General features: G+C 65.1%; 22 protein-coding genes. 12 read left to right on the forward strand and 10 right to left on the reverse strand.

Going from position 1 to position 24,861, the window contains the following annotated elements:
- Position 1 precedes the first annotated feature (1 nt).
- From ACX3O0_RS05970 to ACX3O0_RS06010, 9 genes are all read left to right on the forward strand, one after another.
- Positions 2–703 carry a hypothetical protein gene (locus tag ACX3O0_RS05970; protein ID WP_459107104.1) on the forward strand — a complete coding sequence of 234 codons (702 nt, stop codon included), beginning with the start codon at positions 2–4 and terminating at the stop codon, positions 701–703.
- Complete coding sequence (locus tag ACX3O0_RS05975) at positions 700–1,242, forward strand: GNAT family N-acetyltransferase (RefSeq protein WP_459107105.1); 543 nt, start codon at positions 700–702, stop codon at positions 1,240–1,242. Before ACX3O0_RS05970 ends, ACX3O0_RS05975 begins: the two co-directional genes overlap by 4 nt.
- 171 nt (positions 1,243–1,413) lie before the next feature.
- On the forward strand, positions 1,414–2,343 hold the full coding sequence (locus tag ACX3O0_RS05980; protein WP_459107106.1) for an ABC transporter ATP-binding protein: 930 nt from the start codon (positions 1,414–1,416) through the stop codon (positions 2,341–2,343).
- Positions 2,344–2,366: 23 nt separating this feature from the next.
- Positions 2,367–3,197, forward strand: coding sequence for a hypothetical protein (locus ACX3O0_RS05985; RefSeq protein WP_459107107.1), 831 nt, complete (start codon positions 2,367–2,369; stop codon positions 3,195–3,197).
- 5 nt (positions 3,198–3,202) lie between these two features.
- On the forward strand, positions 3,203–4,489 hold the full coding sequence (locus ACX3O0_RS05990) for a sensor histidine kinase (protein WP_459107108.1): 1,287 nt from the start codon (positions 3,203–3,205) through the stop codon (positions 4,487–4,489).
- Complete coding sequence (locus tag ACX3O0_RS05995; protein WP_459092042.1) at positions 4,482–5,195, forward strand: response regulator; 714 nt, start codon at positions 4,482–4,484, stop codon at positions 5,193–5,195. The genes ACX3O0_RS05990 and ACX3O0_RS05995 overlap by 8 nt, the downstream gene beginning before the upstream one ends.
- Positions 5,179–5,814 (forward strand): VOC family protein, encoded by a 636-nt coding sequence (locus ACX3O0_RS06000; protein ID WP_459107109.1) that lies wholly within the window; start codon positions 5,179–5,181, stop codon positions 5,812–5,814. Before ACX3O0_RS05995 ends, ACX3O0_RS06000 begins: the two co-directional genes overlap by 17 nt.
- The gene (locus tag ACX3O0_RS06005; protein WP_459092038.1) at positions 5,804–6,586 is read left to right on the forward strand and encodes an SDR family NAD(P)-dependent oxidoreductase; all 783 of its coding nucleotides are present in this window, start codon (positions 5,804–5,806) and stop codon (positions 6,584–6,586) included. The genes ACX3O0_RS06000 and ACX3O0_RS06005 overlap by 11 nt, the downstream gene beginning before the upstream one ends.
- Before the next feature lie 144 nt (positions 6,587–6,730).
- The gene (locus ACX3O0_RS06010; protein ID WP_459107110.1) at positions 6,731–8,164 is read left to right on the forward strand and encodes an MFS transporter; all 1,434 of its coding nucleotides are present in this window, start codon (positions 6,731–6,733) and stop codon (positions 8,162–8,164) included.
- Positions 8,165–8,225: 61 nt separating this feature from the next.
- Here ACX3O0_RS06010 and ACX3O0_RS06015 read toward each other — a convergent pair whose 3' ends face one another.
- Genes ACX3O0_RS06015 through ACX3O0_RS06025 form a run of 3 tightly spaced genes read right to left on the reverse strand, consistent with a single transcriptional unit; the run spans position 8,226 to position 9,800 of the window.
- Positions 8,226–8,897, reverse strand: coding sequence for an NUDIX hydrolase (locus ACX3O0_RS06015; RefSeq protein WP_459107111.1), 672 nt, complete (start codon positions 8,895–8,897; stop codon positions 8,226–8,228).
- A 39-nt stretch (positions 8,898–8,936) separates the two neighbouring features.
- A complete protein-coding gene (locus ACX3O0_RS06020) occupies positions 8,937–9,317 on the reverse strand; it encodes a nuclear transport factor 2 family protein (protein WP_459107112.1) in 381 nt (126 codons plus the stop codon).
- A 21-nt stretch (positions 9,318–9,338) separates the two neighbouring features.
- Complete coding sequence (locus tag ACX3O0_RS06025) at positions 9,339–9,800, reverse strand: SRPBCC family protein (protein WP_459107113.1); 462 nt, start codon at positions 9,798–9,800, stop codon at positions 9,339–9,341.
- A gap of 75 nt (positions 9,801–9,875) precedes the next feature.
- Here ACX3O0_RS06025 and ACX3O0_RS06030 point away from each other — a divergent pair, with 75 nt between their 5' ends.
- Complete coding sequence (locus ACX3O0_RS06030; RefSeq protein WP_459107114.1) at positions 9,876–10,571, forward strand: NADPH-dependent F420 reductase; 696 nt, start codon at positions 9,876–9,878, stop codon at positions 10,569–10,571.
- Positions 10,572–10,622: 51 nt separating this feature from the next.
- Positions 10,623–11,240 carry a hypothetical protein gene (locus ACX3O0_RS06035; protein WP_459107115.1) on the forward strand — a complete coding sequence of 206 codons (618 nt, stop codon included), beginning with the start codon at positions 10,623–10,625 and terminating at the stop codon, positions 11,238–11,240.
- Here ACX3O0_RS06035 and ACX3O0_RS06040 read toward each other — a convergent pair.
- The 5 genes from ACX3O0_RS06040 to ACX3O0_RS06060 form a co-directional block, all read right to left on the reverse strand.
- Positions 11,169–12,701, reverse strand: a complete 1,533-nt coding sequence (locus ACX3O0_RS06040; RefSeq protein WP_459107116.1) for a dynamin family protein — start codon at positions 12,699–12,701, stop codon at positions 11,169–11,171. The two genes, ACX3O0_RS06035 and ACX3O0_RS06040, sit on opposite strands and share 72 nt — an antisense overlap.
- A 5-nt stretch (positions 12,702–12,706) precedes the next feature.
- Positions 12,707–14,569 carry a dynamin family protein gene (locus ACX3O0_RS06045; RefSeq protein ID WP_459092023.1) on the reverse strand — a complete coding sequence of 621 codons (1,863 nt, stop codon included), beginning with the start codon at positions 14,567–14,569 and terminating at the stop codon, positions 12,707–12,709.
- Positions 14,570–14,655: 86 nt separating this feature from the next.
- A complete protein-coding gene (locus tag ACX3O0_RS06050; RefSeq protein WP_459107117.1) occupies positions 14,656–15,966 on the reverse strand; it encodes an IniB N-terminal domain-containing protein in 1,311 nt (436 codons plus the stop codon).
- Positions 15,967–16,140: 174 nt separating this feature from the next.
- Positions 16,141–18,354 (reverse strand): LuxR C-terminal-related transcriptional regulator, encoded by a 2,214-nt coding sequence (locus ACX3O0_RS06055; RefSeq protein ID WP_459107118.1) that lies wholly within the window; start codon positions 18,352–18,354, stop codon positions 16,141–16,143.
- 43 nt (positions 18,355–18,397) lie between these two features.
- Positions 18,398–20,287: an Hsp70 family protein gene (locus ACX3O0_RS06060; protein WP_459107119.1), complete on the reverse strand. Its 1,890-nt coding sequence runs from the start codon at positions 20,285–20,287 to the stop codon at positions 18,398–18,400.
- A gap of 256 nt (positions 20,288–20,543) precedes the next feature.
- On the opposite strand from ACX3O0_RS06060, the gene ACX3O0_RS06065 reads away from it, so the two are divergent.
- Entirely contained in the window at positions 20,544–23,492 is a 2,949-nt protein-coding gene (locus ACX3O0_RS06065; RefSeq protein ID WP_459107120.1) for a PKD domain-containing protein, read from the forward strand.
- Positions 23,493–23,502: 10 nt separating this feature from the next.
- Here ACX3O0_RS06065 and ACX3O0_RS06070 read toward each other — a convergent pair whose 3' ends face one another.
- On the reverse strand, positions 23,503–23,979 hold the full coding sequence (locus ACX3O0_RS06070; protein ID WP_459092014.1) for a nucleoside deaminase: 477 nt from the start codon (positions 23,977–23,979) through the stop codon (positions 23,503–23,505).
- A gap of 77 nt (positions 23,980–24,056) precedes the next feature.
- On the reverse strand, positions 24,057–24,830 hold the full coding sequence (locus ACX3O0_RS06075) for a hypothetical protein (protein ID WP_459092012.1): 774 nt from the start codon (positions 24,828–24,830) through the stop codon (positions 24,057–24,059).
- Positions 24,831–24,861: the final 31 nt, after the last annotated feature.

Genomic DNA, 24,861 nt, shown 5'->3' on the forward strand with positions numbered 1-24,861 from the left:
AATGAGAAGCGCCTGGGTCGTTTCCGGCCTGTTGGCCCTGCCTGCCTATGGCGTGCTGACCGCCTGGTCATCCCTCCACCCCCAACCCGACCAAACCACCGATCCTGGAGCCTGGGCCCAGTTCGTCAGCACGGACTCGTACCTGGTGAGCCACCTGCTCGGCAGCACCGGCGGCACAATCCTCGCCATCCTGGGGTTCTTCGCCCTGGGCGTGTACCTCGCCAGGAGTCGTGTGCGTGGGCTGGCCCTGACTGCCATGATTCTCACCGTCGCCGGGCAAGCCCTGCTTCTGATCCCAGCCGCGATCTCCACTTTCGTCACCCCGGCAATCGGTCAGCTGTACCTGAATGGGGTCACGGATGTCATGCAGCTCCAGTTTCCAGATTCCATGACCGTCGCCTTCATGGTCGGCCTGCTTCTGGCATTCGTGGGGAACATCCTGTTCGGTGTCGCCATGTTGCGCTCGCGAACGGTCGCCAAGTCGGCGGGTGCGGTGTGGATGATCGGCACAGTGACGTTCTACGTCCTGGGCGTCGTCCTGGGGCAGGCCACGACGGGCAGCAGCCTGCCAACGCAGTCCGCCGGCGCACTACTGTTCGCGCTGGTCGCCGGGTGGATCGTCTGGGGAGCTGTGCGCCAGCGTCCCGGCAACGGCAATAACTCTCACGCGCAGCCGTTCGCGGATGCGAAGATAAACGCATGACGGTCACCGCCGAGCCGTGGGTATCCGCGGCGTCCAGCCCCCTGCAACTCCAGCTCGCGCGAATTCCGGCCGCCGTTTTGCGTGCGCTCGGTGGCGACGAGCCGCAGACAGCACCCGCACTGTCCAGCATCACGTTGTCTCCCTACCTGCTGAGTGACAATTGCCTCTGGCTTTGGCGGATTCGAAGCGAGCAGGTTGTTGCCAAGCCTGCAGATGCCGACTGGATCACCCGAATCGTCATCGACACGAAGACGAATACGGCGGTCGGCGCGGCCGGCTTCCATGGCGCACCGGATGATCGGGGCATGGTCGAGCTCGGGTACCAGGTCGACCCAGCCCACCGCCGCCGCGGTTACGCCCGTGCCGCCCTCGAAATCCTCCTCGAGACGGCGAAGAACGACCCACGAGTGAACGTTGTCCGAGCCACGATCAGCCCGGACAATGCGGCATCGCTGGCGCTGATCGAGCAATTCGAGTTCGCGGAAGTGGGCGAACAATGGGATGACGACGACGGTCTCGAGATCATCTTCGAGAAGTAGCGAGACGCCCGCCCTTCGAGGCGGGCGTTTCGTCTTTCCGGCGATCTAGTACCTCGGTACGAGGCCAGGAAAAAGCCGGTACCAGGCTCCGATTCCCTCAACCTCCATGATTTCTAGATTCGTTTCTGCGGTTCCGAAACCGGTTCCGAAAGACACGAAAGCAGAACTCAGATGATTGAAGTAACCGCCCTGACGAAGAAATTCGGGGCCACCACCGCCGTGGACGACATCTCGTTCACGGTCCAGCCCGGCCGGGTGACCGGCTTCCTCGGCCCGAACGGCGCCGGCAAGACCACAACGCTTCGCTCGATCGCGGGCCTCGACCGACCAACCGCCGGCTCCGCCCGAATCAACGGTAAGGCGTTTGCCGAGCACGCTGCCCCGCTGCACGAACTGGGGCTGCTGCTCGACGCAGGCAACCTGCAGCCGGGCCGGAATGCGCGGGCACACTTGCGGGCCATCGCCGCCACTCACGACCTGCCGCGCACCCGCGTCGAGGAGGTCATGGAGCTGACCGGCATCACCGAGGTGGCTCGCCGACGGGCGGGGTCCTTCTCGCTCGGCATGAGACAGCGCCTGGGCATCGCCGCAGCGCTGCTCGGCGACCCCAAGACGCTCATCCTGGACGAACCCATCAACGGGCTCGACCCGGATGGCGTCATCTGGGTGCGGAAACTGCTGCGACACCTCGCGGCGGAAGGCCGAACGGTCTTCCTCTCCTCGCACCTGATGAGCGAAATGTCGCTCACCGCCGACCACCTGATCATCATCGGCCGGGGCCAGTTGATTGCGGATGCGCCGCTGGACGAGATCCTGGCAGCTACCAGCGACGCCAGGGTCACCGTGCGCACCCCGGATGCCACACGTTTGGCATCCGAGATCGCCGCCCCTGACGTCACGGTGACGACCGTCGCATCCGATCACCTCGAAGTCGTCGGACTAGAGGCGCCAGAGATCGCCAGCGCCGCCAGCCGGATCGGAGCCCGGCTCTATGAGCTCACCACTCACACGACCTCGTTGGAAGAGGCGTACCTCTCGCTCACCGAATCCTCGGTGCAGTACCGCGCGGCATCCGTCGCCCAAACCGCTTCATCCCACTAGAGCTCACGAAAAGGAAAACAAGAATGTCAACTGCAACACTCACCGATTACCCCGCAACGGAGCGCGTGCGCTTTCGCGGCCTGATGCGATCGGAATGGATCAAAGCAACGTCCGTACGCGCCCCGATCTGGACAGCCATCCCCACGGTCGGCGCCGCCGCCCTGTTCGCCGGAACCGTCCCGCTCATCGCCCTGGTCTCGCCGCTGGAAGGCGCCGACCCACGGGCGCTGATCGTCGAAAACTTTGGCGAGCAGCCCAGCCTCCAGGTGTTGATGTTCGTCTTCATCCTGGTTCAATCGCTCATCGCCCTGATGGGCGTGCTCCTGGTCAGCGGCGAGCGCGGATCGGGCCTGATCAACGTCACGCTGGCGGCTGTGCCCAGCCGCACGCCCGTTCTCGTCGCCAAGCTCCTGCTCAGCGGCGTGGTCGGGTTCGCCGTTGGGCTCGCCAGCGGCCTCGGTGCCATCCTGGTCGCACAGCCGGCCCTCGCGGCACTGGGTATGGGTGATTCGCTGTGGACGGTAGCCGGTCTGCAGGTCATCGCCGGCGGCGCACTGTCCCTGGCCCTGATTGCTGTCGTCGCCACCGCGTTGGCGTCGCTGTTCTCCAACACCGCGGCGGCTGCCGGAGTAGTCCTTTCCCTGGTACTCATCGCTCCCAGCGTGATCGGACTCATCCCGGTAATCGGTGTCCCGCTTTCCCAAATGCTGCCGAGTTCTGCCGCTATGCTCATGATCCAGCCCGCCGACGTGGTCGGGTCGGGCACGGTCGTGAGCGGTCTGCTGATCCTTCTTGGATGGGTCGCGGTCACCAGTGTGATCGCCGGACTGCGGTGGAAGAGACGAGACGTCTAGTGCGGATGCCAGGCAGTGACCGCCGTCGGGAAGGTTCCACATCTCCCGCGGCGGTCGCCGCTGGTGTGGAGTGGGAGCCGAGGCGTTCCTTCTTCGAATCCCACCCCTGGCTAGTCGACTGGGCCGTCGCCGGGATCTACACGGTGTCGCTCGTTCTCAGCCGGGTCTACGGCCTCATGCTGGGCGACCCGAACTCGACCGTCTGGCACATTGTCGTCGCGGTTCTCACCGGAGCGGCCCTGCTCTTCCGCCGCTATCGGCCACTCGGGATACTGGTCGCTGTCGCGATTCTCACGACCGTTGTCACCTGGTCCCTGGACGCCAACAACGACATCCTGGCTGTGCCGATCGCGCTGTACTCCGTTGCGGCGTTCCGCAAGCCACGGACCGCGTGGCTCAGCGGCATCGGCGCGCTGGCCCTCGCTGCTGCCGGCCTGGCCGTCTGGTTTCCGCTGCAGGCTGCAGGTGGCGAATACGACTACTCGAATCTGCTGCTCATCTTCGCGCTGCTCTCCCTCATTGCCATCCTCTTCGGATCTCTCACTTACGCCCGACGGGACCGGCTGCGCGGCCTCGAGCAGCGCGCCGAGCAGTTGGTCCGGGAACGGGACAGCCAGGCCACGATCGCAACTCTCGCCGAGCGCTCCCGTATTGCCCGCGAGATGCACGACATCGTCGCGCACAGCGTGTCGATTATGGTCGCGCTGTCCGATGGCGCGATCGCCGCAGTCGACCGGGACCCGACGGTTACCAAGCAGGCACTCCAGCAACTCAGCGAGACGGGCCGTTCAGCACTCGCTGACATGCGGAGCGTTCTCAGCGTGCTGCCAGAGACCTCAGCGCCGGATGATCAGCGTCGACCGGCGCCGGGCAGTCGCGATCTGCCCGATCTCATCGATCGTTTCCGCGCGGCCGATCTCCCGATCAGGTTCACCGTCAGCGGCGTGGCTCCCGACGACCCTGCCCTCGAGTTGACGGCCTACCGGATCGTGCAGGAGTCCCTCACCAACGTGCTGCGCTACGCGGTGAATGCGACCAGTGTCGACGTGACGATCGTGCACTCCGATGACACAACGACAGTGTCCGTGATAGACAACGGCCATCATCGCGATGCCGGGCTCGCAGAGAAGCACGGCTCAGGTCGCGGCATCATCGGCATGACGGAACGAGCAGTCATGCTCGGCGGCCACGTCGAGACGGGCGCGCGTCCCCTCGGTGGATGGGAAGTGCTCGCCACTCTCCCCCACCCGGGCACCCACCACGACGTTCAACAAGGAGAGCGACATGACTGACGACCCGACGGGCATTACGGTGCTTCTGGTCGATGACCAACCGCTCATCCGCCTTGGTTTTCGCATGGTTATCGAGGGTGATACGGGATTCACCGTTGTCGGCGAGGCGGACGACGGGGCCTCGGCTGTGCGCGCAGTCGCCGCCCTCGCGCCAGATGTGGTGGTTATGGACGTGCGGATGCCCGGGGTCGACGGTATCCAGGCGACCGCCCTGATCACCGAGCGGCATCCAGACACACGGGTGCTGATCCTGACCACCTACGACATCGACGAGTACGCCTTCGCGGGCCTGCGCGCCGGTGCCAGCGGCTTTCTGCTGAAGAATGCCCGTCCCGCAGAACTCATCGACGCGATTCGCACGGTCGCGAGTGGCGATGCCGTCGTCGAACCGCGAGTCACCCGGCGGCTGCTCGACCTGTTCGGCGATCAGCTTCCCGACGGGTCGGCCACCGATAGGAGACCGGCACAGAGTCGGGCGCTCGACTCACTGACCGAACGGGAGCGGGAGGTGTTCACCGCCATCGCGCGTGGGCTCACCAACACCGAGATCTCCCGCAGTTTCCACCTCTCCGAGTCCACGGTGAAGACGCACGTCGGACACATCCTGTTGAAGCTCGGACTACGAGATCGGATCCACGCCGTCATCCTCGGCTACGAAAGCGGAGTGGTAACCGCCGCGGAGGGTGAGCATGATTCACAGGCCTGATACTGACGCAAACGAACGGAAAGAGACAACCGTCATGCAGCAATCACTCACTTTTGATCGAGCCGGACTGGAAGCCGCAGCGGTGGAGTTCTTCGACGAACAAGTGGAGAAATGCACTCACATCGGGATCGATACCTCGACATTCTCGATCAGCCATCTGGCGGTGAGGACGGCAACGTGGCGCGAGTACGTTGAAGCGCGAAGGGAAATCGAAACCTACGCGACCGCGAACCTCGAAAACGTCTGGAATGGGAGGCCCATCTCCAAGATCGTGCTGAAAGACCCCCTCCGCGTCACCGCAGACCGAAGTATCCCCCTCATCGAACTCATCCCGCCATACCATCAGCGTGTCTACCGAATGGGCCTGGAACACCTGGGCTTTACCGTCGGCGCGGGTTTCGCTGAATTCGTGGAGGAACACCGCGAAGCACTGACCGGACAGCAGTTCCAGAGCAGGTTTTGCATGCCCGTCTACAAGCTCTTCTCCGACTACACGCACGTGAAGTTCTACGAGCGATCGCTGGGCGATGTCTGCCTCCTGGAAGGGATGACTTTCGAAGGGTTTCAGCACGCGGAGTGGACACCCGGCGACCCGGAGTCTGGTCCATATGAGCTCTGAAGACGACAGCACAGCAAAGCCTCTGGCGGGACGCACCGCCCTGATCACGGGTGCCGGGGGCGGGCTCGGTGCCCAACTGGCGCGCGCGCTGGCCGACGCTGGCGCAGACCTGGTGCTCCACGGGCGCCAGAAATCCGCTTCGCTGAAGATGCTGGCCACATCGCTACACGCTGCCTTCGGGACGACCGTCACCACGGCGTTCGCCGACTTGGCGGATGAAGCATCGATCGACGCGATGTTCGAACCGGGCGGGCCGGCATTCACGGCGAACCTGCTTGTGAACAACGCCGGAATCTACCCGACGCGCGACTTCGCGGATCTCGACCTCAGCGACTGGGAGGACGTGATGATAATCAACGTTTACGCGGCGGCGCGCTGCATCCAGCTGATCACGCCGGCCATGATCCGCTCGGGCGGCGGTAGCGTCGTGTCCATCGGCTCAATTGCCGCGCAGCGGTCGCCGAGCGACCAGATCCACTATGCCGCTTCGAAGGCGGCACTCGGTGCGCTCAGCCGAGGCGCGGCCGTCGCGTTAGCCCCTCACCGCATCCGCGTCAATATGGTTTCCCCTGGCTTGCTCTCCCGCCCCGGAATTGGGGAGTCATGGCCGGACGGCGTTACTCGGTGGCGCAACGCTTCTCCGCTCGGAGAACTCATCTCGCCGGATGCTGTCGCGCGTGCCTGCCTGTTCCTCCTGTCCGATGCGAGCGAGTCGATGACCGGGCAAGAACTGATTGTCGATGGCGGACTTTCCGCGACATCCGACTATTGACCAACTGCCAAGCAGCAAGCGGATATCCGCCCGTCCACAACCCGGACTGGTTGGATCAAATCTCTTCTTGACGGGGATACCCCCTAGGGGTATATATTGATACCCCCACCGGGTATGGTGTCCGGTCTTGATCAAGGAGCAGAAATGAGTTCGCTAACAGACCGCAGTAGCGGGCGGCGATGGTTGGGCCTGGCCCTCATCGCCGCCGCGCAGTTCGTGGTCATCATGGACACGTCGATCATCGGCGTTGCCCTACCGGACATCCAGCGCGAACTCGGGTTCACCCCCGAGTCCCTGTCCTGGGTGTTCAACGCTTACGTGGTGGCCTTCGGGGGACTGCTACTACTCGGAGGCCGGCTATCCGACCTCTTCGGCGCACGAAGGATCTTCATCAGCGGTTGGGCGGCTTTGCTCGTCGGTTCCGTGCTCGCCGGAGCGGCGAGCACGGTGGCGGTGGAGATCGCCGGCCGGGCCGTGCAAGGCGTGGGTGCCGCCATGATCGCCCCGGCCGCACTGACCTTGCTGATGACCCTCTTCGGCGGAACACGTGACCTGCCGAAGGCATTCGCCATCTACGGAGCGGCCGCACCGATTGGTGGAACCGCGGGCGTCTTCCTCGGCGGAGTGCTCACCGAGTACGCCAGCTGGCCGTGGGTGTTCTACATCACGATCCCCATCGCCCTGCTGGTGATGGTTGCGACCCCCTTCGCCCTGCCGGCCATACCGGCGGCGCGCACCGGATCGATCGACGTTGCTGGAGCAGTAACCGGCACGACCGGCCTCACCGCCCTGGTCTACGGTGTCGTTCGTGCGCCCGAAGTCGGGTGGATGGCGACGGAAACGTTGGCCGCTCTCATCGCGGGCGTCGCACTGCTACTCCTGTTCTTCGCCATCCAGGCGCGTAGCCGGCAGCCTCTCCTTCGCCTCGGCATCTTCAAGGCGCCGCAACTCGGGGCAGCGAACCTGGCCCAACTGCTCCTCGGTGCAGCATGGATTCCCATGTGGTTCTTCCTGAACCTATATCTTCAGCAGGTCCTCGGAGCAGGAGCTTTCGCATCCGGAGCCGCCCTGCTGCCGATGACCGCGCTGATCGTGGTCGGCATGATCGCCCTGGCCCCCAGGCTCCAAGCCCGATTCGGGGCCAAGCCGATGATCGTCAGCGGCCTCCTCCTGTTGAGCGCCGGCCTGGTCTGGCTGGCATTCGCGCGACCGGACGGCAACTATGCGGTCGACGTACTTCCAGCGTCACTGCTCGCGGCACTCGGAATGGCCCTGGCCTTCGTACCGTCACTAGGAACCGCCATCTCCAGCGCACGACCGGAGGAAACCGGCGTCGCAGCCGGATTGGTGAACACCAGCTACCAGATCGGATCAGCAATTGGTCTCGCCGCCCTCACCGCAGTAGCAGCCATCTTCACCGGCCCAGCCGGTGATGCGCCCGCGCTCACCGACGGCTACTCCGCAGCCTTCGTCGGCGCAGCCATCATCGCCCTAACCGGAGCCGCAGTAGTGGCGGTAGCCCTCAAAACTATCGCCGTCGCAGCGCCAGAACCAGCCAGATCGGAAGTCGCGGCCTAACTGAGCAGTGGGGCACCGCGAATCCCGCCGTGCCCCACTGACTCTGTTCAGGGCTCGTCGCCTACTGAAGTTCAATCGTTCTATGGTCGTCCCATGGCACCGTCCACTCCAGCGCCGTGAACATCCGGTCCAGCACCAGCGCCGTGAACCCCCACACCAGGATGTCGCCGACCTGGAAGGCCGGCGAGTTGAACACCTCGCGGTCGTTGTGCAGTACCAGCGTCACCCGGTTGGCTGGTGCGAGCAGGTCAGCCACGGGCATCCGGAATACCTCTACTGCCTCCCGATGGTCGACTGCTGCGACTTCCGAGACACGTTCCCACCATGCCAGCACTGGCGTGACCAGGTTGTTGCTGACCGGGATCCCGAGTACCGGGAGGGTTCCGAGCACTTCGACCCCGGTGGGGTCGAGTCCGGTCTCTTCAACGGTTTCGCGCAATGCTGTTGCCGTGGCATCGACGTCGGACGGCTCAACCCCTCCGCCGGGGAACGAGATCTGCCCCGGGTGGTGTCCCATGGTGGCTGCGCGGCGCTGAAGCAGCACGTCCAGGTCGGCTGGCACCCGTCCGGGCGACGCTGCAGGCACCGAATCGAGCACGCCGAACAACACCAGCACAGCTGCCTGTCTGGCTCCGCCCAGGGCATCGCGGTCGCGTTCCGGCGCATCCCAGTCGAGGCCGCGTTTCGTCAACGCGAGCAGCTCGGCGCGGGCGTCCAAGCGGGAACGGGCCATGCCTGCCAGCATATTCACCGGAGGCGCGACCCCGCCGCTTCACTCGAGGATCTTCCAGAATGAGTCTTTGCGTATGATCTTGCCGTGTTGGTCGAACTCCAGGAGGTCGACCCCGCGCACCTCGATCTGCTGGCCCGAGGCGGCGGTACCGGTGAGCGTCCACTCGGAGACACCGAGATCGTCGCCGCAGAACCAGTGCTGGTCGTTCCCATAGTGCACGTCGGGGATGCCCTGGAACCGTTTCGCGAGACCAGCGCGAACCTCTGCCTTACCCCGATACTGATCACCGCGAGGCTTCGCACCCCTCGGCATGTAGAACACGCAATCGTCCGCGAAGTAGCCCATGATGGCATCCAGGTCGTGGTCGTTGAAGGCCTTCAGAAACCCCTCGAGAACTGCACGCGTCGGTTTCTCGTCCATGCCGCCACCAATCTCCGAACGTTACTGGGCTTCTGCAGCCTTCTTGATGGCGGCGATGGTGTCGTGGATGCCGCTGCGCGCCGTGTCCGCACGCTGCTGGACCTCCGCCTCGGCATCCGCCCCGAAGCGTTCCTGGAAGTACTCCTCACCGGCCGGGAGAATCTCCCACGACTCGGTCAGCCGCGTTTCGTCACCCGTCGGCTCAAAGGTGTAGCCCCAGCGGGTTCGGTTGCCGCCGACCACGAAGGCGAACTCGCGGCCTGGCTCGTCCGCCACCACCTGGGACCGTGTCTCCCAGGTTTTCCCGGGCATTTCGTTGCGACCGGTGAACCACGCCCCGACACCACGGGTGTCATCGTCCCACCAGCACCCGGTGCAGACCGGACTCCACTCCCCCATGCGTGTCACGTCGGAGACGAGGGCGTAAAGCTCCTCCGCCGGGCGTGACACCATGATCGATTCAGAATGCTTCCAGCTGCCCATGTCCGAAGTCTAGTGACGCAGCCGACGAGCGCTACGGATGCCTGCTTCCAGCCAAATGTGAAAAACTGGGCTGACATGGTTGAGATCACGACGATTGGCATCCTCGGCGCCGGCAAGGTCGGCACCGTGCTGGCCCGTCTCGCCGTCGCGGCGGGATACCACGTGCTGATCGCCGGATCGCGTGACCCGGCGAGGATTGCGCTCACCGTCGACGTTCTCAGCGAAGGGGCCGTCGCGAGCACCGCTGCGGATGTCGCCACCAACGCCGACGTGGTCATCCTCGCGCTCCCCCTCGGCAAGTACCGCACCGTCCCCGCCGAACTGTTGCGCGGAAAACTGGTCATCGACGCAATGAACTACTGGTGGGAAGTCGACGGTATCCGCGACGAGTTCACCAACGCACGAACCTCCTCCAGCGAAATCGTGCAGGAGTTCCTTCCTGACTCGCGGGTCGTCAAGGCGTTCAACCACATGGGGTACCACGACCTGGAAGACGAGGCCCGCACGGCCGGCGAGCCCGGGCGCAAGGCGCTGGCCATCGCCGGGGATGACCCGGCCGAGCTGGAGACCGTCGCGGCATTGGTCGATTCCCTGGGTTTCGACCCGGTGATCGCAGGACCACTCGCCGAAGGCATCCGCATGGAGCCGCACACCGAATTGTTCGGCGCCGATGTCGACGCTCCTGAGGTGCGTGCGATGCTCGAGCGCTTCCCGACCTCCGCCCGCGGGCAGGTGGTCGCGCGTGCCCGCGCCAACGGCGCCGCAGCGTAGCGCTCGCGGCACGCTGCCCGGCATGACCCGAGTCGGGGGTACATTGCCTGCATGCCTCCACAAACGGATGCCACCGAGCCCAACGAAGACGGCTTGCCTTTGACGCGGGCCGGCGTGCCATTGGACAAGCCGCCGAGACCGGAAATGTCGGACCGCACGCCGGCGCCGGTACTCCAGCCGATCGTTCCGACCCGTCAGGTGAAGGCGGCGCGCACATTGTGGCTGGTCAGCTTCGCTGCCGGTTTCATCGTGATCCTCTTCACCTTTGTCTCCCGGGATGACCAATTGGAGCGCTTGCGTGAGTTGGTCACCGACCTTGCCCCGGAGCGGGACTCCGAAACGCTCACCGCGCTCGCATCACTCGTGTTCTGGGGAACGCTGGGCCTGCTCGTGCTGGTGATCGTTATCGAGGCGATTGCCTTGCGGGCGATGATGCGCGGGCACGGTGGGGCGCGGTGGGCGCTCATGCTCATCCTGTTCGCCAACGCCGGCGTCCTGCTCATCGCCGATGCGCTGCTGATTGCCCCCGGCGAGGAGGGCCTCTACCTCCGAATCAGCCTGGTGGCAGAGCTGGCGCTCGCCGGCGCCGGGCTGGTGCTAAGCCTCTTCCCGGGCGCCAGCACCTGGTTCCGCGCCCAGAAGAAGAGACGTCGTCGCTGGCACACCTGAGCCGTCGCCGGGCTGGACCAGGATGCCCTCGCAACTTCTCACCACTATTCGGCACAGTTCTGCCGTGGCTCGGTCAGTCAGCGGGCTCTCCGATCTGGCCCTCCAACGGTGTACCTCGGACAGCGCACGGGAGTGCACTTCGGCCGGGGGCGCATCCGGCTCCAGTCCCAGCCTCTCCACCGGGGAGAGTCCCTGGCTGCCGGCGAGTCGAAGCATCTCGGCAGTGAGTTCGGGCGGCAGCGCAATGCCGGAGGTGTGGGCGGTGGCCATCAGCCGCAGCTCACGGAACTCGTGGGTCTCCGCCAGGATGCGTTCGATGGTCGTTGCGAGCGAATCGGTACCGGGACGCGGATGCTGGTGCAACAGGTTCTCCACGCCGACGATGGCCGCCCGGGCCTTCAGCTGGGCGTCGCGCACCCGGAATTGGGTGGCAATCAGGCTTACCAGGTCATCGAGTCCGCTGCGGCGGGCCAATTCGCGTGCCAGTGATTCGGGCTCGGAGAAGCCGCTGTGGATGAGCACGGTGGCCAGCCGGATCCCGAACAGCCCGAAACGGTCGAGCAGGGCACGTCTTTCCTCCATGGTTCCGACCGCTGCGCCCTGTGCCTGCACGAACCGGCCGGCCGAGATCAGCATCCGCTCGCGTGTCTTCCGGTCAAGGGCGGCAAGCTCGGCCAAGACCTCCACCTCGGGCTGCTGCAACGTTCGCGCCGTCTGTGCGAGCCTGCCCGCGACCGGCAGCACGCCGATCGCCAGGGAGCGCAGGGTCTCGTCATTCCGGTAGCGCTTGACGATGTCGCGGGCGGCGAGAAGGGAGTCTATTCGGCCGGCCCCGATCTCGTCGGCCCGCGACAGCACTGCGAGGGCGTTGACCGCACCGGATTGGGTGCCGGCGGCTTCGCGAAGCGACTTCAGGAAGGTCAGGTCGGCCTGATGCAGGTGCCGCAGCACGTAGATGATCGCGTCAGCCTCCGACGACCCGTTTTCCGGGATGAAGAAGCGGTTCGAGCGTTCCGAGATCTCCCCGGACAACGAGGCGATCCCGGGAGTGTCGATGAGAATCAGGTTGCGCAGGCTCTCGGCCGGCCACTCGACCACGATTCGGCGCACGTCCGCTGGGCGGATGCCGGTGAGGTCGAATGTCGGCCGCCCGTCGACCTGCTGGATGGGCAAGTCCTCCGGTTCGCCGACAATCGGATGAACGGATGCGCGGGGCCCGTCGCCGTAGCGAAACCACATCACGGTCGTGGTGCACTCCCCCGCATCGGTCGGTGCCAGCTCCTCCCCCAGCACCGCATTGATCAACGTCGACTTGCCCGCCTTCACCATGCCGGCGACAGCGATGCGCAGCGGTTCCTCCAGCCGGCGCACGTGTCCCTCGAGCAGGCGCACGGCGATCGGATCGTCCTGGTAAACCTCGATCGCATCCCGAATCAGGCGGAAAACCGCTTCACGCAGCATCCGGCTCACGGTTGCACCGCGCTCACCGGCTTCGGGTCCAGCGCGAGCGCGCTCTTGCGCAGCTCGACTGTTCTGGCCAGCTCCGCCTTGATCTCCTTGACGCGCTGGTCGCTCTCCTGGTTGAACGTGGTGGCCGCCTTCTGCGCGGCGATGACGGATGCCCCGAGCGAGCGGTGGTGCTCCTCCGCGATCTCGCTGAAATGGTCACGCGTGCCACGCTGTACGAGTCTCAGGCGGTCCTTCAGCTGCTTGCCGACCTGGAAGATGACGTCATCGATGTGGCTGCGCACGAGAGCCTTCGCCTCGACCCTGCGGCGCTTGAGTCGGGCATCCTGCTCGTCCTTGTACACCTTTGCCCCGATCAGGATTCCTGCGCCGATGGAGATCGGGTTGATCAGTGACATGCCGGCGAGACCGGTCAGCAGGCCGAACATCAGCACGCCGCCGTAGGAACCGCGCATGCCGATGAAAAGCTTCTGCACCACGCTGAGCTTCCCCGAGTCGAGCGTGTCGACCGGCTGCACCGGGTCGAGCACGTCTTCTGTGCTGTCGATGTGCAACAGCCGGGGCAACTGCACTTCGTCGCGATTGAAATGATCGGCGACCTGTTCCGACAGCCACTGTGCCCGCTCGTTCGTCCACACGAAGGTGTCGGAAACCGCCGCCGCAACTCGCTGGTCCAGCCATTCGACGGTCTCCTGCCAGATCGGGCCGGGATCGGCTCCGTCAATGGCGCGCTCCGCGTCCCGCTGGATGCGACGCATCCGGTCGCGGAGGTCGTATTCCATGTCGGAGATCAGGTCGGACACACCGTCGTTGAGCGTGGTCTGCCACCGCGATGATCGGCGCCGGAGCTCATCCGCCCGTTCCTTGGCGGTCTCCAGCTCCGCGATCATCTGCGGCATGCTCTCCGGATGTTCGATCGCGGCCAGCTCTGACTGCAGCGAGAGTTGAAGATGCTCGGTGATCGAGCGCAGGTCGAGCGCGACCGACCGGCGCTGCAACCGCTCCGCCTGGCCGAGGATGCCGGCCCGGAGATACCTGATCAGGGGAAGGAACCCCGACTCGGTGTTGAGCTCCTCGTCCTCGAGCCGGGCGGCCTGCAACCGCAACTCTGAGGAGACCGCGAACAGCGGGATGTCCGGGTCCACGTCGTCCAGGTGCTTGCGGTCCAGCTTCGCGACCTCTTCCCAACGTGGGTAGAGATCGATCTTCGACAGCACACACGCCACGTTCGGTGAGATGCGCATCGCCTGGCGCAGGAATTGGATCTCAGGTTCGGTGTATTCCTGCGACGCGTCGGAGACCAGCAGCATGGCATCCGCTGTCGGCAGCGTGGTGAGGGTGGTCAGCGAGTGCACGGAGTCGAGCCCGCCCAGGCCGGGAGTGTCAACGAGCGAGAGCCCGCCCGAGAGGATCTCACGTGGGAGGTAGACCTCGGCGGCCACCAGGTTGTCGCGGTTTCCGGGGTTCCCCTTCTCCGACACATGCTCAGCGACCGTCTCGATAGGGATCACCTCGCTTTCCAGCGACTGCTCCCCACCGGCTGGCGAACCACCGCCTTTAGCGAACATGATGGCGGCGGATGGCACGGTGCCGTGCCTGACCACGGTGGGCACGGATGTCGCGATGTCGTCATCGACCGGGCACACCGGCGCATTCACCAGGGCGTTGATCAACAAACTCTTGCCCTGCTTGAACTCGCCGACGACCACAACGCGGGTGCTCGGGTCGAGGAGGCGTCGCCTGGTCTGCTCCAGGCGCCGTCGCAGATCCGGTCGTTCCCCCGCGCTGACAAGTTCGATGCCTTTGTCCACCAACTTGACAAGCTCAACCACGAGGCTTCCTTCAGGTTCTGACCCCTCCATCAGACCACACACAACCGCCCAGTAGGAAGCGAATGCTCCTACTGGGCGGGTGTCGGGTAATTGCCAGGTGTTACTTTTCTCGCAGGTTAGGACATGGGATCCATATCGGGCACGATCACCACGTTGTCTTCGACATCAAGCGAATTGTCGGTCGAGTGGTCGTCGTTGAACGACTCATCGAACTCCACGTCGATGTCCGTCTCGAACTCGGTTTCCGTCTCGGTCGAGTTGTCGTTGAGCGAATCGTTGAGGGTGACGCCGATGTCGTCATCCGTCGAGTTGTCGGAGTTGTCCGAGTTGTCCGAGTTGTCGGAGTTGTCCGAGTTGTCGTTCAGCGAGTCTGCCAGGGCGACATCGACATCAACGTCGTCGTCGGTCGAGTTATCGACGGAGTTGTCCGAGTTATCCGAATTGTCGGAGTTGTCGGAGTTGTCGTTCAGCGAATCCGTCAGGTCGACATCAACATCGATATCGTCATCCGTCGAATTGTCGACAGAGTTGTCCGAGTTGTCGGAGTTGTCCGAGCTGTCATTCAGCGAGTCCGTCAGCGTGACACCGATGTCGTCATCCGTCGAATTATCGGAGTTGTCCGAATTGTCGTTCAGCGAATCCGCCAAGGCGACATTGGTGGAGTTGTCGCTGTTGTCGGAGTTGTCTGAATTGTCTGAGTTGTCCGAGTTGTCGGTGGAATTGTCCGAACTGTCGTTCAGCGAGTCCGCCAGGTCGATGTCCATGTGCACCGAGTTGTCCGAATTGTCCGAGTTGTCCACCGAGTTGTCCGAGTTATCGGAATTGTCAGAGTTGTCAGAGTTGTCAGAGTTGTCGGAGTTGTCCGAGCTATCGGAATTGTCGGTGTTCCCGATCGCGACGTTGGCTCCTTCTCCGGCAGTGACGTTCGTCGAGTTGTCGGTGGAGTCGTCGGTCGAGTTGTCGACCATCGCGTCTTCACCGGCAGCGGCCGCTCCGTGTCCGGAGGCGATCATCGCGTCGTTGTCGAACATCTGGGTCACGTCGCCGTCAGTCCAAATATTCTGGTTGACCGACAGGTCAGTGATGGTGTCGTTGTAGGAGTAGTTGTTGACGATGTGGGTCAACTGCTGGACCGCGTTGGCGTTGTCCTGCAGGGCGCCGACTCCAGCACCGCCACCGCCGCCGCTGGCGCCGCCGGTGTTGCCGGTGCCGTCACCGCCGGTGTTGTATTCGCGGTCGAACGAGCTGTTGATGGTGGATGAGTCGAGCACGATGGGAATCACCGCGTCGACGTCATCGCCGGTAATGTCGCCCAGCCCGGCGTCTTCGAGGGCTCCTTCGGGATCGTCGAGGAAGTCGGCCGCTGCTTCGGGATCCCCGAGCAGGCTCAACAGGAAGTCGAGCAACATGGTGGTTATGGCGGTCATGAGGATTTCCTTCAGTTTGAAATTCACGGGTGCCGAGCAGAATTACCCGGCTTCTGCACCAGAAGGTATTCGCCACAGAGCAAAGGAGACATCGGGGACCGACCCCCTGCCGCCGACGCACTGCTGCGGGCTGGCGCCGCGTCGCGTTAGGGGATTGGGCGGACCCGATAGGGGTTAGGCCCCGTCTTCGCCCAGCACGACACGCAGTTCGGCAAGCATTTCCGACCGAGTGGCGACACCCAGCTGCCGGCGGATCCGGGCAACGTGGTGCTCAACGGTGCGCGGTGAAATGAAGATCGTTTCGCCGATCTCCTCATACGTGTTTCCTTCCAGGACAAGCCGCGCGACCTCGCGCTCACGGGCGCTCAACCCGGCCTTGTCCCGCGACCCTGCAACCCCAGCGGCAGTTGTTCCGACGGATTGGTGCGGTTGCGCAGAAGCGCTCATTGTCGCGGTGCTCGGACGAAGGCTTCGCGCACAAGCCAGCAGTCGTGCCATGTCCTTGCGTTCCGCCGTGCGAGCTGCCGCGTGCCCGGCCAGCCTGGAACCGTCCCAGGTGAGTCCGACGGATGCCAGACCCCGGGCCGCTTCTTCCACAGCTGCGACCTCGAATTGACCGGCGCGGACGGCCACCCACGCTCGGCCGGCAGCGGCGAGCACCGAGGCAAGATGGCTGTCGGCGGATGCCCGAACCAGGGCAGCGGCGTGAGGCACAAGTTCCTTAGGCCGGTCGGCCAGGATCGCGGACTGCACAGCAGACCAGTGCAGCGGAACCGACCACAGTGGCGGGTTGCCCAGCCGGTCGAGGAGAGCCCACGCCTCCGCCAACGGCGCCTGAAGCCAGGCGGAGTCTCGCAGCCGGGTGGCGGTCACCATCAGCTCGCCAAGCGGCATCAGGCTGAACAGGTCGATCGGCACATGCAGGAGGCTCTCCCTTGCCCGCTGCCATGCGCGCACCAGCGCAGGCGCATCATCCGCCCGTCGCGCCAGCCCCACCTCCAGCGCCCGGAAGAGCAGCTCGTTGCGGGGGGTGAGTCTCCGGGCATCCGCCATTGCCTGATCGATACCGGCCCGCGCCAGCTCAGAGCGATCCGCATTCATCGCGACCCAGGACCGCAGCAACTGCAGCCGTTGCCGCGCGGCAGACCCCCCCTGCTCCCCGGCGAGTGCGCGCTCCAGGATCGAGTCGGCGACTGGTAGTTCGCCACTGTGCAGGGCGACCAACGTGGCCAGTGCTGCTGGCAGCTCGGGAACCGGCGTCACCACCCCAGAAGCCGTCATCATGTCGGAGGCACGGATCAGCGCCGGAAGCGCGGCGTCGACCGAACCGCTCACCGAACTGCGCAGCCCCTGCCCCATGAGCGAGACCGCTACCGAGACCAGTGTGGGTGAGCTGCTGGTGGGCGCCGCAGCCAGCATCGCGTCGGCTCCTTCCGGATCTCCGACACCGATCATGGCGACTGCGGCGAGGGGTGCGGAGGAGCCGATCCGGTCGGGACCGAGCCAGCCGTATATCTCCGCGCTTCGCTGCAGCATCCCTCGCTGCGCCCATACGGCAGCCGCGACATCGACAGCCCTGATGAGGTCTGGCGCATTCTCGCGGGTCAGGAGGTCGTCGAGAATCCGCGCGGCAAGGTCCAGGTCGCCCAGGGCGGATGCTGCCTGCGCACGCCGCGCCGCGATGGATAGTTCGTCGCAGCCGGCCGCCCCGGCCTCGTCGTACAGCGTGAACGCGACCGCGGGCCTGGTGCTCAGCGCGCTGTCGCCCGCCCGCTCCAGCGTGGTCGCGACTCTCGGGTCCCTTAGGCCGGCACGCGCCAGGGCCTCAGCGACATCCCCCAGGGGGCGTCCCTCAGCGAGCACCGCGTCCACCAACGCCAGCTGGAGCGAACGCACCCGATAGGCCGGGGTGGTCTCCAGCAGGGCTTGACGCACGAGGGGAACCAGCCGTCCGTGCGCCAGCACCAGCCCCGCAGCCCGCGCCCTCGTCATCAAGTCGTCGACTCTGCCACCGTCGCCCTCGAGATTCGGAGGCAGCCGGCCGGAGAGGTCGAAGCCGACCGCGAGGGCGAGAAGCAGTTCCCGGAGTTCGCCGTATGCTGTGTCGAGCTCGTAGCCGAGCATGCCGATCAGGCCAGGCGAGGCAGCCTGCTTCGAATGGACTTCGATGCCATCGTCCACTGCCGAACCGAGTACCAGCTGTACCAGCCAGGGCACGCCACCGGTCATATCGGCAACGTGGTCGATGAACGCCTGCGGCACCGGTCGGCGCAACGAGGCCTCGGCGGCGGCGGCGATCTCAACTCGGGAGTGGAGGCCGATGGTAGCCGCCGATTCGTGCTCCTCGCCTTGCGCGGATGCCCCTGCGTTGGCGGCGGTTCCGCGCACCGATCGCAGTGACCTTACGCGTGATGGTTCGGCAGCCATGTTTTCACACCACCGGGTCTGCCGGGGGTTCGATGACAGGGGCCGGTTCAGGATCCGGGTCAGGAACGGGTTCAGGAACGGGTTCAGGAACGGGTTCAGGATCCGGGTCAGGAACCGGCTCCGGCACGGGCTCAGGAACGGGCTCGGGCTCTGGTGCCGGATCCGGATCAGGGTCAGGCACTGGGTCCGGTGGCGGGTCGGGAACCGGATCTGGTACAGGTCCGGGCTCCGGCTCCGGAGGCGGCGCTGGCGTGGTGTCCGCCGTTGTTGTCGGAGGGGGCTGGGTTCTGGGCTTCGTGACAGTCGGTTGTGGCAACGACGCCCGCGTGGCTTCATCGGTTGCCTGTTGTCGGCTCCTGGACGGCGCGCGCTTCGCCTGGGGGCCAGGCTCGGCGGCGCCGGCTTGAGGTGGCGGGGTGAGGAACGGCGTGGCATCCGTTTTCTCGTCGGGCTCGCCGGTACCGACCCCGAACGGGAATCCCGGGATTCCGTCCGCTCTGAGCGACTCCGGCTTGAACCATTCGCCAGCACCCATGTCTGGCCGTCCGTTCTGCCCCTGGGACAGCGCGCTGAACCCGGCACCCTGGGCTGCGACCACCGTCAGGATCAAACCCGCGACAACTGCCGCTGCTCCGACCGGAACCGCTCTCGCGGTAGCCCGTGCAGCCCTGGGCCCGAGGCGGAATGGGTGCGGCACGGCGGCCGCCACTTGACGGCGCACGCCATGGCGCACCTTCTTGCTGGGTGACGGATGTTCAACCGGGACAGGGGGCTGCTGGTTGAGCTTTGATTCAGCAGCGCGGGCGGCGAGCATGCTTATTGCACCTGTCTGCGCGGCACCGAGGGCGAGTGCGGCGGCCGGGTCGGAGTCGGTGATGACCGGCCTGTCGAGTTGGCCGGAAAGCTGTCGGGCGACGAATGGAGTGTGGGATGCGCCGCCGACGAGGAGAACCGAACCGATATCTTCGGCTGCAAGCCCGGTTGCCTCGAGTGCCTGGTCGAACAGGTCGATGCTCTCGCGGACGGCGCCATCGATCATGGTCTCGAACTCCGAGCGCATTAATCGCACTGCGGTCCGAATGCCCGGAAGGGCGACCGGGACGGTCGCTTCCGTCCGGAATGAGAGCGTCTCCCTCGCCCGGGTGCACGCCCGGCGAACGTCTCGGAAGGCCTGCAGCGCATCCTCGTCTGCGGGGTCGATCTCGGTGGGCGCGAAGCATGCCCTTTCGGAGACACGACGGAATACCAGCTCATCGAAATCGGTGCCTCCGAGCCGTTCGACATGGCCCGGATCTCCGAGCACACGGCAACTGCCCGAGGCGCCCTCCTCCAGAATGGTGACGTCGCAGGTGCTCCCGCCCAGGTCATAGACCGCGACGACGCCGCCCGGCCCGTCCGCCTGACGAGTGGAATGCCTGAGAACCGCGGCCTCGGCTTCGCTGACGAGGCTGACATCCGTCAGTCCGACGTCGGCAAGCGCGCCGCGCACTTGCTCGGTCCTGTAGTCACCCCAGCCCGTCGGATGGGTGATGCTGATGGCATTCGGCGGCGCACCTTCGCGTTCCTCGGTGCGGCCGACCACCCAGACCACCACGAGCGCGAATACCTGTTCCGCGACCACGCGAAGCTCATCGACGGCGATGGGTACCGGGTCGCCAACCCGCTGGCGAAAATCGCGAACCAGGCGTTCTGGTCGGTTGAGACCGGCTTCCTCTGCCGCCTCGCCGATGAGCACCAGTCCGTCGTCCGTTACGAAGGCAACCGACGGAACCGGGTCACTCGTCAGCCCGAGTTGGACCGGATGCGCGGCGAACAGCTGATTGTCCGTGTTGAAGTGGGCGGTGGCCGCAGTGGTGAAACTGTTGCCGACATCAACGCCAAGAACGTAGGGCATCGTTCCTCATAGCAAATGATCATTCAACGTCAGCAGCGCTAATAGGGGCAACGCTGCGTGAGTTACACGTCAACAACCTTCTGCGCACTCGGAGAAAATGTCAATGCTTTTGACCCCCGTTCGGGGGTACGAAGCTGGGGCTGTTCGTTTCACTTCGAGAGGTGTAGCATTCGGCTCACTATTCGCGGTTCAATGACGATCCGCGGAGAAACCCGAGGCCTCCCCCATGCCACGATTTTCGAATGAACCCGCCCGCATGCCCTTGCGGGTGGGTGCCGGGGTCGCGCTGACAGCGTTGATCGCCGGACTACTCGTTGTCGGCACACCGGCCGCCTATGCGGCCCCCGCGAACACTCCCACCCTGGTGGCTCCCGCCACGAACTCGACCGTCGCGGGCGATTCAGCAGAACTCCGCGTGGTCGCGAGCGACCCCGACACGTCAACGCTCTCCGTCGGCTTCTACGGAAGGGAACGCGGGGCGACTGTGGTCGTGCCCTCGAACGAGCCCGATTTCACCTTCGCCGTGATCCCCGACACCCAGAACTACACCTGGTCGACCTTCCAGGAGACGATCCGCGCCCAGGCCGACTGGATCGTCGCGAATCGCAGTGCCCTCAACATTGAGTTCGTGAGCCAGCTGGGCGACCTCGTGAGCGAATACACCAGCACGATCCAGTGGCAGCGGGTGTCGGAACGGCTGGCGGTGCTCGACGACGCGGGGGTGCCCAACAGCGTGTTGCCAGGCAACCACGATCTCAACGTCACCACGGGCGAGTCTCCGCTCTACCACCAGTACTTCCCGCCCAGTCGTTATGCCAACGCCGACTGGACGCCCGCTTCCGCACAGTACGGCGGCTACCTCGGACAAGACCTGTTCGGCACCGATCCGGTCGACCGTGGCAACATGAACAGCTTCTCCCTCTTCACCGCGGGCGGAGCGGACTACCTGGTACTCTCCCTCGAGTTCGGCACGCCGAACTACACCGTCGATTGGGCGCGAAAGGTGCTCGCCGCGCATCCGGATCGCAAGGTCATCCTGGTGACGCACTCGTTCATCAACTACAACTCGAACCGGCCCACGGCCATCGAGCGCCCCGGGGGAATGTCGCCTCAACAGCTCTGGACCGATTTGGTCTTCCCGAACTGCAACATCGTCATGGTGCTGAACGGCCACTTCAACAACGGGGACGCCGGCGAAGGGCGGCGCCTCGATCCGAACAGCTGCGGTACGCCGGTTCCGCAGATGCTTTCCGATTACCAGAGCCGAGCAAATGGCGGCAACGGCTGGATGCGCTACTACACCTTCAAGCCGAGCCAGAACCTGGTGCAGGCCGTTACCTACTCGCCTACCCTCAACCAATACGAGACGGATGCCGACTCCTCCTTCACGGTGCCGTTCACCATGAGCGCCACCCAGCCGGCCCCCTTCACGCTCCTCGGCACTGACTCGGTCGCCTCCGGTGGCACCGCATCCGTAACCTTCGACGGCCTGGAAACCGACACCGAGTACGAGTGGTACGCGGTGGTGCGGGACGGCACGGATGCGACAACGGGGCCGACCTGGCAATTCACCAGCGCACCCCCGTCGAGCTATGCCAGTGACGAGTTCTCCCGCACCGTCGCATCCGGCTGGGGCACGGCAGACTCCGGCCAGGCATGGTCACCGTCCGCTGGCACCGGTTACGCCGTGTCCAGCGGCGCAGGCCGTTTGACATCTCCAACAGGAGTCACCCGAACGATGACGCTACCCTCGGTGACCGTCGATGATGTCAGCGTGGGCTCCCGCTTCTCCATCGACAAGGCCGGCACCGGATCCGGTACCTACCTGTCGTTCCTGGCCAAACAGGTGAACCAGGACAGCTACCGGGCGAAGGCCCGCTACGTCCCCGGCGGCGCCGTCAACCTGAGTCTCATCCGCTACCAGAATCGCACGGATGTCTCCCTTGCCAACCTGACAATCCCTGGTCTGAGCGTGGTTCCGGGCGACTCGCTGAGCATCCGCGTCGAGGCGGAGGGCACCAATCCGACGAGCCTCCGGGCGAGATTGTGGCGTTCGGGCCAGCCAGAGCCGACAACCTGGATGGTGACGGCCAGCGACTCCGCGCCGGTGCTGCAGAGCTCGGGCGTGCCGGGCGTCAGCCTCTATGTTTCCGGAAGCGCCACCGCGGTGCCGGTGACGGCGGCGATCGATGAGTTGACGTTCGGCCGGATCGGGGCGGTGCAGCCTCCCCCTCCACCACCGCCGCCACCGCCGCCACCGCCACCGCCCGAAAATGCCGCACCGGTCGCGGTCATCACCACACCAACGATCACCGAGCGCAGTCTGCAGGTGAGCGGCACCGGGTCAAGCGACTCCGATGGCACCATCGCCGGCTACTCCTGGGATTTCGGCGACGGCACTCCTGCAGTCACCGGCCCGACCGCCAACCACCTGTATGGTGCGGATGGCACCTACACGATCACACTTACGGTGACCGACGATGACTCTGCCACGGCAACTGCCACCCGGGTCGTGACGGTGGCGGCAACACCGCCACCACCGCCTCCACCTCCGCCTCCGCCGCCACCTCCTACCAGCGCAGCTTCGGATGACTACGAACGCACGGTGGCTTCTGGCTGGGGTACCGCCGACATCGGCGGCGCCTGGACCACCCATACGTCGAGCAGTCGCTTCTCAGTGGGTTCCGGGGTCGGGGCGGTCCGGGCGACACCGGGAGCCACAGCGGAGGTAAGCCTCCCAGGGGTGCAGTCCAGCAGTACCGAACTGCGGGCGCGATTCTCCTTCGACTCACTGGCGACAGGGGGCAGTCTGTACGTCTCATTCGAAGGTCGGCGGGTCGACAACTCGAACGATTACCGGGCGAAGGCGATCATGGAGACGAACGGCAGGATCCAGCTACAGCTTGTGCGGCGGGCCGGTGGAGAAACGGTGATCGCCAACGTCTTCCTGCCGGCGAGCTTCACGCATAGCGTGGGGAACAGCTATGAGATCGCGATGCAGGCGGTAGGAAGCAGTCCGACGACCCTGAGAGCCAAGATCTGGCGAACCGGAACCACCGAGCCCGATTGGCAGCTCACCGCGACCGACTCGACTGCGTCCCTCCAGCGAACCGGCTCCCCCGGCTTGCTCTATTACGCTTCCCGCAGCTTCACCGGCGCCGCGGCCACGCTGAGCGTCGACGCACTCAGGGTTACCACTCCGTAACCGCGCATCGTCATAAAGAGCGGCGGCGGTGAAGCTCTCGAATCTCCGCAGTCAGTTCCGGCACCGGTCCGGCGATGGGGATGCCGGGCGCGACAACGCTGATCGCTAGCGGTGCGACCGGCCCGGGCGGAAGCTGCCACTCGGCACGCCACTCAGTCAATTGGGAACTCGAGGCTGCGTACACGATCGGTCCGAGCCCCACCCAGGCGTGGGCAGCAGCGCACATCGGGCAGTGCTCACCGGAGGTGTAGACAGTCGCTGACGCGCGCTGCTCCACAGTCAGGTTGGCGGCCGCCCAGCGTGCGATTTCGAACTCCGGATGGCGAGTCTCGTCACCGCCACTGGTGCGGTTGCGGTCCTCGAACCGCACGACCCCGTCGCCATCGACAAGAAGCGACCCGAATGGGTCATTGTCGGACTCGAGGGCTTCGCGAGCCAGTTCGACACAGCGGCGAAGGTGGGCGAGATCGGTGGAGGTGATGTGCATAGCCTGATTCTGCTACACGAGGCGACGGATGCCCCGGTCGCGGGACCAGGGCATCCGCTGCGAAAGCTAGCTGAGGATCAGGCTTCGCTCATCGCGGTGGTCTCCGCCTTGCCCTTGGCCGCGTAGTAGGCGGCACGCGCGGCAAGGCGACGCGTCTGCTCGGCCTGGCCGGCATCCAGAACGTCCTGCGGAACCTCAACGTTCGGCACCCGGCTCTTGCCGTTGTACTTGGCGATGTAGGCGTCGAGCTCTGGGCCGGACTCCCACGACGTGATCAGGCAGTAGCGCGGCGTCTCACTGTTGTGGGTGGTCGCGTGCCACAGGCGCTGGGTGTCGACGATCAGCTGGGCGCCGGCAGGCAGGGCGATGCGGTACTCGACGCTCGGGTCGGTGCGGTTGTCGCGCAGCACGAAGTAGCTGTCCTTGTCGTCGGTCAGGTTGAAGAAACCGCGCACGATCCAGCCGGTGCCGTCCGGGTTGAGGCGGTTGTTGTCGTCCTGGTGAAGGTTGTAGAGGCAGTCCGCGTAGTCGTTCGGCATCAACTCGATAGTGCGGCAGCGACCGACGTTCGCGCCTGGCTCTTTCGCCCGGGCGGTGAGGGTGGGGGCCTTCTCAGTCTGCGAGTCGATCCAGACGCCGTCCTTGTCGGTGCGCGGCGGCTTGTGGTTCCAGAAGCCGTTCACCTCGATCTCACCCTTGGCGCTGGCGAGCGGTGCGAAGCGGGTCTCACCAGACGACTTCCAGTCCACATATTCGATGTCGAGCCATTCCTTCGGGTCGATCGGCTCGTTGTAGCGGTCCAGCACGACATAGCCGGTCTCTTCAAGGGCGGCAGACTTGATGTAACCCATAATGCGGTGGTGCCTTTCGTTCAGGGGCCAG

The organism is Homoserinimonas sp. A447, from assembly GCF_054489325.1.

What these genes read in the sequence shown, in the direction of transcription:
- ACX3O0_RS06065 (WP_459107120.1), top strand. Translation starts at nt 20,544, where the DNA reads ATGCCCTTGCGGGTGGGTGCCGGGGTCGCGCTGACAGCGTTGATCGCC.
- ACX3O0_RS05980 (WP_459107106.1), top strand. Translation starts at nt 1,414, where the DNA reads ATGATTGAAGTAACCGCCCTGACGAAGAAATTCGGGGCCACCACCGCC.
- ACX3O0_RS06035 (WP_459107115.1), top strand. Translation starts at nt 10,623, where the DNA reads ATGCCTCCACAAACGGATGCCACCGAGCCCAACGAAGACGGCTTGCCT.
- ACX3O0_RS06070 (WP_459092014.1), bottom strand. Translation starts at nt 23,979, where the DNA reads ATGCACATCACCTCCACCGATCTCGCCCACCTTCGCCGCTGTGTCGAA.
- ACX3O0_RS06040 (WP_459107116.1), bottom strand. Translation starts at nt 12,701, where the DNA reads ATGCTGCGTGAAGCGGTTTTCCGCCTGATTCGGGATGCGATCGAGGTT.
- ACX3O0_RS06025 (WP_459107113.1), bottom strand. Translation starts at nt 9,800, where the DNA reads ATGGGCAGCTGGAAGCATTCTGAATCGATCATGGTGTCACGCCCGGCG.
- ACX3O0_RS06045 (WP_459092023.1), bottom strand. Translation starts at nt 14,569, where the DNA reads ATGGAGGGGTCAGAACCTGAAGGAAGCCTCGTGGTTGAGCTTGTCAAG.
- ACX3O0_RS06005 (WP_459092038.1), top strand. Translation starts at nt 5,804, where the DNA reads ATGAGCTCTGAAGACGACAGCACAGCAAAGCCTCTGGCGGGACGCACC.
- ACX3O0_RS06000 (WP_459107109.1), top strand. Translation starts at nt 5,179, where the DNA reads ATGATTCACAGGCCTGATACTGACGCAAACGAACGGAAAGAGACAACC.
- ACX3O0_RS05990 (WP_459107108.1), top strand. Translation starts at nt 3,203, where the DNA reads ATGCCAGGCAGTGACCGCCGTCGGGAAGGTTCCACATCTCCCGCGGCG.
- ACX3O0_RS06015 (WP_459107111.1), bottom strand. Translation starts at nt 8,897, where the DNA reads ATGGCCCGTTCCCGCTTGGACGCCCGCGCCGAGCTGCTCGCGTTGACG.
- ACX3O0_RS06075 (WP_459092012.1), bottom strand. Translation starts at nt 24,830, where the DNA reads ATGGGTTACATCAAGTCTGCCGCCCTTGAAGAGACCGGCTATGTCGTG.
- ACX3O0_RS06050 (WP_459107117.1), bottom strand. Translation starts at nt 15,966, where the DNA reads ATGACCGCCATAACCACCATGTTGCTCGACTTCCTGTTGAGCCTGCTC.
- ACX3O0_RS05995 (WP_459092042.1), top strand. Translation starts at nt 4,482, where the DNA reads ATGACTGACGACCCGACGGGCATTACGGTGCTTCTGGTCGATGACCAA.
- ACX3O0_RS05985 (WP_459107107.1), top strand. Translation starts at nt 2,367, where the DNA reads ATGTCAACTGCAACACTCACCGATTACCCCGCAACGGAGCGCGTGCGC.
- ACX3O0_RS05970 (WP_459107104.1), top strand. Translation starts at nt 2, where the DNA reads ATGAGAAGCGCCTGGGTCGTTTCCGGCCTGTTGGCCCTGCCTGCCTAT.
- ACX3O0_RS06010 (WP_459107110.1), top strand. Translation starts at nt 6,731, where the DNA reads ATGAGTTCGCTAACAGACCGCAGTAGCGGGCGGCGATGGTTGGGCCTG.
- ACX3O0_RS05975 (WP_459107105.1), top strand. Translation starts at nt 700, where the DNA reads ATGACGGTCACCGCCGAGCCGTGGGTATCCGCGGCGTCCAGCCCCCTG.
- ACX3O0_RS06060 (WP_459107119.1), bottom strand. Translation starts at nt 20,287, where the DNA reads ATGCCCTACGTTCTTGGCGTTGATGTCGGCAACAGTTTCACCACTGCG.
- ACX3O0_RS06030 (WP_459107114.1), top strand. Translation starts at nt 9,876, where the DNA reads ATGGTTGAGATCACGACGATTGGCATCCTCGGCGCCGGCAAGGTCGGC.
- ACX3O0_RS06020 (WP_459107112.1), bottom strand. Translation starts at nt 9,317, where the DNA reads ATGGACGAGAAACCGACGCGTGCAGTTCTCGAGGGGTTTCTGAAGGCC.